At 66.5% G+C, this 10745-nt stretch carries 7 protein-coding genes; 5 read left to right on the top strand and 2 right to left on the bottom strand.

The features are described from left to right. Positions 1 to 685 precede the first annotated feature (685 nt). The 4 genes from QZ609_RS19810 (at position 686) to QZ609_RS19795 (ending at position 5162) form a co-directional block, all read left to right on the top strand. Complete coding sequence (locus QZ609_RS19810) at positions 686 to 916, top strand: CocE/NonD family hydrolase C-terminal non-catalytic domain-containing protein (protein ID WP_295498447.1); 231 nt, start codon at positions 686 to 688, stop codon at positions 914 to 916. A gap of 537 nt (positions 917 to 1453) precedes the next feature. Continuing rightward, positions 1454 to 3016, top strand: a complete 1563-nt coding sequence (locus QZ609_RS19805; RefSeq protein ID WP_295498449.1) for a methyl-accepting chemotaxis protein — start codon at positions 1454 to 1456, stop codon at positions 3014 to 3016. 312 nt (positions 3017 to 3328) lie between these two features. Then, on the top strand, positions 3329 to 4354 hold the full coding sequence (locus QZ609_RS19800) for a hypothetical protein (protein WP_295498445.1): 1026 nt from the start codon (positions 3329 to 3331) through the stop codon (positions 4352 to 4354). 4 nt (positions 4355 to 4358) lie between these two features. Further along, positions 4359 to 5162, top strand: a complete 804-nt coding sequence (locus tag QZ609_RS19795) for a DUF4239 domain-containing protein (RefSeq protein ID WP_295498443.1) — start codon at positions 4359 to 4361, stop codon at positions 5160 to 5162. Positions 5163 to 5181: 19 nt separating this feature from the next. On the opposite strand, the gene QZ609_RS19790 is transcribed toward QZ609_RS19795, so the two are convergent. Both QZ609_RS19790 and acs read right to left on the bottom strand, forming a co-directional pair. Beyond that, complete coding sequence (locus QZ609_RS19790) at positions 5182 to 7245, bottom strand: VC_2705 family sodium/solute symporter (protein ID WP_295498440.1); 2064 nt, start codon at positions 7243 to 7245, stop codon at positions 5182 to 5184. A 15-nt stretch (positions 7246 to 7260) separates the two neighbouring features. Beyond that, positions 7261 to 9243: an acetate--CoA ligase gene (gene acs, locus QZ609_RS19785; RefSeq protein WP_295498437.1), complete on the bottom strand. Its 1983-nt coding sequence runs from the start codon at positions 9241 to 9243 to the stop codon at positions 7261 to 7263. Positions 9244 to 9465: 222 nt separating this feature from the next. On the opposite strand from acs, the gene QZ609_RS19780 reads away from it, so the two are divergent. Continuing rightward, complete coding sequence (locus tag QZ609_RS19780) at positions 9466 to 10425, top strand: DMT family transporter (RefSeq protein WP_295498434.1); 960 nt, start codon at positions 9466 to 9468, stop codon at positions 10423 to 10425. The last annotated feature ends 320 nt before the right edge of the window (positions 10426 to 10745 follow it).

The following is a 10745-nucleotide window of genomic DNA, read 5'->3' as shown; positions in this document are numbered from 1 at the left end:
CCATGACTGGGGCAGCGGGAAGGGAAATTTCACGTTTGACGGCTCCATCGTCGGGCTGAGGGCGCGGTGGCAGCGTTGGACAGGCATGCGACGGCGCACCGACAGTCGGGCAGGCGATTGTACATACACAGTTGAATGTATAGCTGAGTGCGGCCCGCCGCATGTTGACGCACGGTCTCAAGCAAATATCCAGCCAATCGGTTCGCTCGATACTGCGCGGCGTGACGGCGGAACGGGCCTTGCTGCAGCGGAGGGGGCACGTCCTCAACCTCAAAGGAGCAATTCATGACGTATCTCAGAGCCTCTTCTCTTGTCGTCGCGCTGGCGCTGGCTGGCGGCACCGCGGCGGCGTATGCCCAGACAGGGGGCGCCCCATCCAACAGTACGGCGGGCGGGGGCAGCATGTCTGCGGCGGGTGGTGCCGGCACCGACGCAACTGCAAGTGGCATGGGCGACAGCACCGCCAACGGCAGTTCAGCCAACAGCGGCCGGGACACCTCGCGCAACCGCAACGCCACCGGTAAGCAAGGGCGCTCTGGCAATACGCGCTCGGGTTCGAGTGGCAGCTATGGCGGCAGTGCCAACGATTCAACGGGCAGTACGACCGGCGGCGGCTCGGGCGGAGTGGGCGTAGGCGCCCCTGGCGCCGGCGCGGCGATGGGCGGACCGGGTGGCGGTGGTGGCGGTGCTGCCGGTTCAGGCGGTGCGGGTGCCGGTGGATGTGTTCCCGACTGGCGCGCTGATCGCCTCCGGCCACAAGCTGCGCGTGGCGATCGGGGCAAGCAACTCGCCGCAAGGCGCGCCGCCGATCCCAACGCTGCTGAACTCGCTGGCGGGCGTGCTGACGCTCTATGGCGATGAGGCTCACGCATCCAAGGTGGTGATTCCCGTGGTGCCGGCGACGGCGCTGCCCTGATCGGCGCGGCATCTGGAAGGACCCCGGCTAGATGTTGCCGGGCGGGGTCTTTCCCGTCGACGCAGGTTGGCTCGCACAAACCGTGTAGGAGGATTAATTCAATTTGATAAGAATCGCCGCACCAAATAAAACCCAAGTTACCATTTTTTATACCTGATATTAGTTAGTAAAAATGGATATCACCCCTCCCATGGTGGGGGCCACCGAGAAACGCATCGCATCATCCGAAATGACATAGCACCAGTCACTTCACCCGCAAAGCACCACACAGCAAGGCTTCTCGCTGCCAAACAAAAAATCAGTAGAAACCCAAACAAAAATCACGTTCAGGTTTTTAAGAACCAGCCGATAACCCCTCCAGATAATGTCCGCAGTAGCAAACCTCCACCGGACATTCAACCATCCAAGCGTACGCAGCACGGCAACAGAAAGCAGTGGCAGGACGGCCCGCTTCTCTCTCGCACTTCGCGGGCAAGCGATTTGCACCCCCTAACCCCCTTGCTCCGCCTTTCGGAGGACACTGTGAACCTTTCCAACCTGACCATCCGGGCCAAGCTCGCCATGGGCTTTGGCGTGCTGGCTACCATCGTTGTCGTGGTCGCGGGCATGTCGTTGCGCGCCCTGAGCGAATCGACCGAGGGCTTCTCCGGCTTCGTGCACGGCATCAACGCGCGCGCGACGCTCGCCAACGGCGTGCGGACCGCGGTAGACCGGCGCGCCATCGCCGCACGCAACCTGGTGCTGGTCGTCAAGCCGGAAGACCTGGCGCTCGAAAAAGCCGAGGTACTGCAAGCACACGAAGACGTGCAGAGCCGCCTCAAGCAGCTCAAGGAGGCAATCGCGAACGCCCAGGACACCACCGCGCAGGCACGCGCACTGATCGACGATATCGACCGCGTGGAAGCCCGCTACGGCCCGGTGGCCACCGACATCGTGCAACTGGCGCTGGGCGGCAAGCGCGAGGCGGCCATCCAGAAGATGGACGACGAATGCCGGCCGCTGCTGGCTCAGCTGGTCAAGGCCACCAAAGCCTATGCCACCTACACCGCCGAAAGCGAGGAGCGGCGCGTCCAGGCCTATGAGCAGAACTATAAGAATCAGCGCAACCTGCTGATCGGGATTTCGCTGGGTGCTGCGCTGATCGCCGTCGGCGCGGGCTTGCTCATCACGCGCTCGATCACGCAGCCGATCAGCAAAGCCGTGGATGTGGCGCAGACGGTGGCGCGCGGCGACCTCGGCAGCCGCATCGAGGTGCGCGGCAAGGATGAAACCAGCCACCTGCTCTCCGCCCTGCGCGACATGAATGGCCGCCTGACGGAGATCGTCGACAAGGTGCGCGACAGCAGCGGCAGCATCGCCGGTGCCGCCAGGCAGATCGCGGCGGGCAATATCGACCTCAGCCAGCGCACCGAGGCACAGGCGTCGTCCCTGCAGCAAACGGCCGCCAGCATGGAAGAGCTGACCTCGACCGTGAAGCAGAACGCCGACAACGCGCAGCAAGCCACCACGCTCGCGGCCAACGCATCGGAAGTGGCGCACAAAGGCAGCACGGTGGTCGGCCAGGTGGTGTCGACCATGCAGGACATCAGCGAGCGCTCCAGCAAGATTGCCGACATCACCGGCATCATCGAGGGCATTGCGTTCCAAACCAACATCCTGGCGCTCAATGCGGCGGTGGAAGCCGCCCGCGCGGGCGAGCAAGGGCGCGGCTTTGCGGTGGTCGCCAGCGAGGTGCGCAGCCTGGCGCAGCGCTCGTCCACGGCAGCCAAGGAGATCAAGGAACTGATCACCTCATCGGTCGAGCGCGTGCGTGACGGCGCCACGCTGGCGGGTGAAGCGGGCCACACCATGACCGAAGTTACCCAGGCCGTGGCGCGCGTCACGGACATCATGGAAGAGATCGCGGCGGCCTCGGCGGAGCAGCGGCGCGGCATCGAGCAGGTCAACCAGGCCATCTCGCAGATGGACGAGGTCACGCAGCGCAACGCGGCCCTGGTGGAAGAAGCCGCAGCGGCCTCGCAATCGCTGCAGGACCAGGGGCAGGAACTCAACGCGGCGGTGGCGTTCTTCCGCATCGAGCCGCACGCCGCGCACGCCTAAGCCGCGCCGCTTCCTCCGCACTGCAACCCGGCCCGCGATGGGGATGTCGCGGGCCTTCTTCTTTGGCGTGGCGCCGTTGCGGTGCGCGCCCCATGACCTTCGTTCGGCCGTCGTTCATGACGTCCGTCACATTGCCGGGCCGCTGCGCGCGACGCACAGTGGACTTGCCCCGCCCGAGCGCTGAGCGCCGTGCGGGGCGAGCCCGGGCCGCGCACGGCCTGCCCCACCCACGAAGGCCATCATGCGATCACGCACCCCACTTCGTCGGCGCAGCCGTCACGGCGCCATCATGCCGCGCAACGCGAGGCCAGCATGAGCCCGCTTGCCCTTGCACAGTGGTTCCGCCCGCGCCTGGCACCACGCGAACGCCCCGACAGCACCCTCGCCGAACAGTTGTGCGAAGAGTGCGAAGCCATGGCGCGCTACGCCCTGCATCACGGCCTGCCGGTGGCGCCGGAGATCATCGCGCAGCTCGGCAGCCTCACCGACCGCCTCACGCTCGCGCAGCGTGCGTCGCCCGGGCACGCCACGCCGCACTACGCGCTGGCCGCCATCCATCGCAAGCTGGCGGCGATCATCGCGCCGGCCACGCCGCAGGCCGTCACGCTGCTCGACGAGCAGCATCGCAGCGACCATCCGCTGGCATGGCTCGGCCCCGTCCCGCTGATCCGCCTGCTAACGAGCGCGGCCATCGTGTTTCTGATCGCCGTCATCGCCACCGGCCTGTCGCCCGACGTGTCGATCGAGAACATCGACCGGGGCTTCCTGCAATCCGACGGCACGCGCCTGCTGTGGAACACGCTGTTCCTGCTGTTCTGCGCAGGGCTGGGCGCATCGTTCGCGACGCTGTTCCAGGCGCACCGCTACGTGGCGGCGTCCACCTATGACCCCAAGTACGACGCGTCGTACGGCGCGCGGCTGATCCTGGGCGTGATCGCCGGGCTGATCCTGGTGGAGCTGCTGCCGGCACACCTGTTCGACCAGGGCAGCATGCACACCTTCGGCAAGCCGGCGCTGGCCATGCTGGGCGGGTTCTCGGCCACAGCCGTGCACCGCCTGCTGCAGCGGCTGGTCGACGCGCTCGAGACCCTGGTGCGCGGCGACCGCGCGGCCGATGCCGACGCCACCCTGCAGACCTACCGCGCCCGCGCCGCCAGCGAGCGCACGCAGTGGCAAAGCGAATTCGCCGCGCGCCTGATCGACCTGCAGCAATCGCTCGACACAGCGGCCTCGCCGGACGTGGTCCGCCAGCGCCTGGCCGAGTTCACGCGCGCCATGCTCGCCGCCGCCGACCCGACCGCCCCACCCCCCGCCGAGCCCCCAGACCACAAGGAGTGACACCATGCTGTTCCTGTACAACATCCCCGCCTGGGCGATGGGCGCGCTGATCGTGTTCCCGACGCTCGCGGTGGCGCTGGGCGGCTACGCGCTGTTCCGCCGCTGCTTTCCCATCACGCTCGATGCCGAGCAACGCAGCATGACGCTGGCCATGATGGGGGCCGTGACGACCATCAACTCGCTGCTGGTGGCGTTCTCCGCCATCTCGGTATGGGGCTCGTACCAGGCTGCCGCCGACATCGTCGCCGCCGAAGCCGCCTGCGCGACGGAGCTGGCGCACGACCTTGCCGCCTTCACGCACCCGAGTGCGGCCGTCGCGCGCCGCGAGCTGGTGGCCTACCTCGAACACGTGGTGCACGACGAATGGCCAAGCATGCAGCAGGAAGCGCATCCGGACACGCGCACCGAAGCCGTCTTCAACCGCATGTTCGCCACCGCCAACCGCATCACGCCCAGCGACGACCGCGAGCGCGCACTGCTGAGCGAGGTACTCGCCCGCGTCAACGAGATGGTGAAGTACCGCGAGAAGCGCCTGCAGAACCTCGACGAGGCCATGCCAGGCACGCTATGGGGCGTGATGCTGCTGGCGAGCACCATGTCGCTGCTGCTGCTCTACGCGCTGCCGGCCACGCGCTTTCACGTGGCGCTGGTGGCGGTCTGGGCCATCACGCTGGGGCTGGCGTTCTTCTTTGTGCTGGCGGTGGACCGGCCCTTTGCGGGCGAGGTCAGTGTCAGCTCGGCGCCCATCGAGCGGGCCCTCAAGGCCGTGTCGGAAGAAGAGGCCCTGCTCAACGCACCACCGGGTTGAGCACCGCACCAAGCGGGGCTCACATCGGATCGCGCAGATACCCCACCAGCTTGTCGACCACCGGCCGGTTGCGCTTGGTCAGCAGGCTCACGATGATCGCGGCCGCAAACCCGGCCGGTACGCCAAAGGCGCCGGAGGCGATCGGGTCCACGCCAAACCACGGCTGGCCGAGGATGCCCGTCATGCGCGTGAAGAACGGGTAGTTGACGAAGATGTAGTACACGCTCACCGCCAGCCCCGTCACCATGCCCGCGATGGCGCCAGCCCGGTTGGTGCGCTTCCAGAACACCCCCAGCACCAGCACCGGAAAGAAGCACGACGCCGCCAGCGAGAACGCCGCGCCCACCAGGAAGAGGATGTTGCCCGGCTTGAGCGAGGTCACATAGGCCGCCAGCAGCGCCACGCCCAGCAGCACCACCTTGGCGCTGGTCACGCGCCGCTGGTGGCTGGCGTTGTTGTCGATCATGTGGAAGTACACGTCGTGCGACAGCGCGTTGGCAATCGTCAGCAACAGGCCATCGGCGGTCGAGAGCGCGGCCGCCAGCGCGCCAGCCGCAATCAGGCCGGACAGCACGTACGGCAAGCCCGCAATCTCGGGGGCGGCCAGCACCACCATGTCGGGCTGCATCATCACCTCGGCCCACTGGACGATGCCGTCGCCATTGATGTCGTGCAACGTCAGGACCGAGGGATCGACCTTGCGCCAGGGCACGACCCACTGCGGTAGGTCGGCAAACGGCGTGCCCACCAGATGCTGCAGCAGATCGAGCTTGACCAGTGCCGCCAGCGCCGGCGCCGACACATACAGCAGCACCACGAAGAACAGCGTCCAGCCCACCGAATTGCGCGTCTCGCGCACCGACGGCGTGGTGTGGAAGCGCGTGAGGATGTGCGGCAGGCTGGCCGTGCCCACCATCAGGCAGAACACCAGCAGCACGAAGTTCAGCCGCTTGGTGCCACGCTCGGCTTCTGATGGCGATGGGAAGGCCTCGGAGGACGGAGGAGGTACGCGGCTGCGCGTGAGCGCCTCTTCGCGCTGCTGGTTCCACAGGATCGACGCGGTGGCCGCATCGGACGGGAACTCCTCGCGCTCGCGCTCCAGGGTCTTGATCTCGCGCAGCGGCGCGTTGTGCTCGCGCGCCAGGCGCAGCTTCGTGTTCAGCGCGTCGCGGGCGTCTTCGAAAGACTGCGGCAGGTGCGAGATGCGATCCTGCAAGGCCTGCGCCTCGGTCAGGAAATGATCGCGCACGGCCTGCTCGGCGGGGTCATGCGCGATGCGCTGCTCGGCCACCTCGATCTGCTCCAGCAGGTGCCCGGTCGAGAGCTGCGGCAGCAGGTCGTGATGCCGGTGCCAGCCGATCATCGCCACCACGCCCAGGAACGACGCGATCATGATGATGTACTGCGCCACCTGCGTCCACGTGACCGCGCGCATGCCGCCCAGGAACGAACACACCAGGATGCCCGCCAGCCCGAAGAACACCCCCACCGAAAACTCCACGCCGATGAAGCGCGTGACCACCAGCCCCACACCCTGGATCTGCGCGACGAGGTAAACGAACGAACACAGCGTCGCGCCCAGCACGGCGATGCCGCGCACGACCGAACTGCCGCCGCGCTCGCCGTTGCCGTAGCGGTTGGCGAGGAAGTCCGGCACCGTATAGCCGCCGAACTTGCGCAGGTAGGGCGCCAGCAGGAAAGCCACCAGGCAGTAGCCGCCGGTCCAGCCCATGACGTAGGCCAGGCCCTCGTAGCCAGAGGCGAACACGATGCCCGCCAGGCCGATGAACGACGCCGCGCTCATCCAGTCGGCGGCGGTGGCCATGCCGTTGAAGAAGGCCGGCACGCGGCGCCCGGCCACGTAGTACTCGGTCAGATCCGCCGTGCGGCAGATCAGGCCGATGCACGCATAGAACGCAATGGTGACGAACAGGAACACGTAGCCGAGCCACACGCCCGGCCCGCGCACGCGCTCGATCGCCCCCATCATGACGATGAAGACGAGCAGCCCTACCGTATAGAGCCCGTAATAGAGAAACAGCCGCTTGCGAAAGCGGCTGTCTTGTTGGGGGTCAGCGGCCAAGATGGCGACCGGAAGTTAGCGGGCTTCCTTCAACTGATCCAGGATGGCCGGGTTCTCCAGCGTGGAGGTGTCCTGCGTGATGTCCTCACCCTTGGCGAGAGACCGCAGCAGGCGGCGCATGATCTTGCCCGAGCGCGTCTTGGGCAGATTGTCGCCAAAGCGGATCTCCTTCGGCTTGGCGATCGGGCCGATCTCCTTGCCCACCCAGTTGCGCAGGTCGGTTGCGATCTGCTTGGCTTCATCGCCGTTGGGGCGTGCGCGCTTGAGCACGACGAAGGCGCAGATGGCCTCGCCGGTCATGTCGTCGGGGCGGCCCACCACGGCGGCCTCGGCCACCATCGGGTTGGCCACCAGCGCCGATTCGATCTCCATCGTGCCCATGCGGTGGCCCGAGACGTTCAGCACGTCGTCAATGCGGCCCATGATGGTGAAGTAGCCGCTGTCCTTGTCGCGGATGGAACCATCGCCCGCGAGGTACAGCTTGCCGCCCAGCTCTTCCGGGTAGTAGCTCTTCTTGAAGCGCTCCGGATCGCCCCAGATGGTGCGGATCATCGCCGGCCACGGGCGCTTGACGACGAGGATGCCGCCCTGCCCGTTCGGCACGTCCTGGCCGGTTTCATCGACGATGGCGGCCATGATGCCCGGCAGCGGCAGCGTGCACGAGCCCGGCACCAGCGGCGTGGCGCCCGGCAGCGGCGAGATCATGTGGCCGCCGGTCTCGGTCTGCCAGAAGGTATCGACGATCGGGCAGCGGCCGTTGCCGATGTTCGTGTGGTACCACATCCACGCTTCCGGGTTGATCGGCTCGCCCACCGTGCCCAGCAGGCGCAGGCTGGAAAGGTCGTACTGCCTCGGGTGGATCTTCTCGTCGGCTTCGGCGGCCTTGATGAGCGAGCGGATCGCCGTCGGGGCGGTGTAGAAGGTGTTGACCTTGTGCTTCTGGATCATGTCCCAGAAGCGGCCGGCGTTCGGGTAGGTCGGCACGCCCTCGAACACGACCTGCGTGGCGCCGGCGGCCAGCGGGCCGTAGGCAATATAGGTGTGGCCGGTGACCCAGCCGATGTCGGCGGTGCACCAGAAGACGTCGTCGGGCTTGAGGTCGAAGGTCCACTGCATGGTCAGCAGTGCCCACAGCAGGTAGCCGCCGGTGCTGTGCTGCACGCCCTTCGGCTTGCCGGTCGAACCCGAGGTGTAGAGGATGAACAGCGGGTGCTCGGCGCCCACCGGGGTCACTTCGCAGGTGTCCGGCTGGCCGGCTTCGACCTCGTCCATGGCGCGGTCGCGGCCTTCCACCCAGTTCACGTTGCCGTTGGTGCGGCGGTAGACGATCACGTGCTTGACGCCGCCGGTGCCTTCCATCGCCAGTGCTTCATCGGCGATGGCCTTGAGCGGCAGTGCCTTGCCGCCGCGCATCTGCTCGTCGGCGGTGATGACGGCCACCGCGCCCACGTCGACGATGCGCTCCTGCAGCGACTTGGCCGAGAAGCCGCCGAACACCACCGAGTGCGTCGCGCCGATGCGCGCACAGGCCTGCATGGCCACCACGCCCTCGATCGACATCGGCATGTAGATGATGACGCGATCGCCCTTGCCCAGGCCCATGGCCTTGAGGCCGTTGGCGAAGCGGCAGACGCGGGCGTGCAGCTCGCGGTAGGTGACGCGCGTGACCTTGGCGTCGTCGGTCTCGAAAATGATGGCGACCTTGTCGGCGTTGCCGTTCTCAAGGTTGCGCTCCAGGCAGTTGTAGGAGGCGTTCAGCTCGCCGTCCTCGAACCACTTGTAGAACGGCGCGCTGGATTCATCCAGCACCTTGGTGAAGGGCTTGTGCCACAGCAGGTGCTCGTGCGCCAGGCGCGCCCAGAAACCTTCGTAGTCATGCTCGGCCTCGGCGCACAGCGCGCGGTAGGCGTCCATGCCGGCGATGTTGGCCTGTTTGACAAAGGACTCGGGCGGGTCGAAGACGCGCGTTTCCTGCAGAACAGATTCAATGCCAGTCATGATGTCTCCTGATAGCGAATGTCTTTGACTTTTGCCGCGAATCTAAGCAGCCGGCCTTACTCCAGCCTTACGCAGAGGTGTCAGGAACAAGGCCGCTGCCTGTCTCGATAGAGCGCGAAGGGCATTACTATAATGCGTCACTTCATATGACGACACGTTTGCAGTGCAGCATGATCGGCCCAAGAGCCTCGTCCCGTGTCGCTTTTCAGCCCTCACCCTATCGTGCCCATCCACGCCCTCTTCCTGATTGCTGCCATGGCACTGGTCGGCAGCAACGTCGGTTTCGGCAAATCGATCGTCGCCGTCGTGCCGGTGATGTTGTTTGCGCTGCTGCGCTTTTTGATCGCCATCGTATGCATGGCACCGTGGTACAAGCCGTCGCGCATGCGGCGCGTCACGCGCGGCGAGTGGACCAACCTCTTCCTGCAGGCGTTCTTCGGCACGTTCGGCTTTACGCTCTTGATGCTCAACGGCGTGCGGCTGACCTCGGCGCTGGCAGCGGGCATCATCACCAGCACGATTCCGGCCACGGTGGCGCTGCTGTCGTGGTTGGTGCTGCGCGAGCGGCCGTCGGGGCGCACGCTCGTCTCGGTGGTGCTCGCGGTGGCGGGCGTGGCCATCCTCAACGCCTATCGTGGTGGTGAATCAGCAGGCGCAGCGCCGGCGGATGCCTCCCAGGCGCTGCTGGGCAACCTGCTGGTGATGGGCGCGGTGCTGTGCGAGTCGATCTACGTGATCCTGTCGCGGCGGCTCACGCAGACGCTGCCCGCCATCGAGATCTGCGCCTACACGCACCTGATCGGCGGCCTGCTGATGCTGCCGCTGGGGCTGGTGCCGCTGCTGACCTTCAATCTCTCGACCGTGCCGCTGCCCATCTGGGGGCTGGTGGTCTGGTATGCGCTGTCGGCCAGCATCTTCTCGTTCTGGCTGTGGATGAAGGGTATCCGGCACGTACCGGCGCACCTGGCGGGCGTGTTCACGTCGGTGCTGCCGATTGCGGCAGCCACCTACGGCATCGTCGCGCTGGGCGAGACGCCGGGCTGGGCACACGGCGTGGCGCTGGCCTGCGTGGTGGCGGGCATCCTGGTGGCGAGCTGGCCGGCGCAGCCGCGTCGGGTGGTGCCGCGCGGGCGCATTCCCGATCCGCTGGACCCGCTCGATCCGTCGCTGGACCACGATTGAATCCCCCTGGGTCTGGACTGAAGCACACAGACGCGCCCCAGCCCCGGGGCGTTTGTCGGAAGTGCCTTTCCGACCATTTGGGTCGGACAATCCGATTGCAACATTGCTGTATGATCCCGGGTTGATTTCAGCCGGCGGCGCCCTGCCGTCGGCGCGCAGAGCAGATCACTGCCACTGCCCGCATCCGGTTTCCCATTCCTACACGTTGGTCCCCACCATGACCGTCATCCGTCAAGAAGACCTCATCCAGAGCGTCGCCGACGCCCTGCAGTACATCAGCTACTACCACCCGATGGACTACATCACTGCTCTGGGCCGCG

The sequence above is a fragment of the uncultured Ralstonia sp. genome, from assembly GCA_913056305.1.
Classification (GTDB): Bacteria; Pseudomonadota; Gammaproteobacteria; order Burkholderiales; family Burkholderiaceae; genus Ralstonia.
This window is presented reverse-complemented; position numbering and strand designations above follow the sequence as displayed.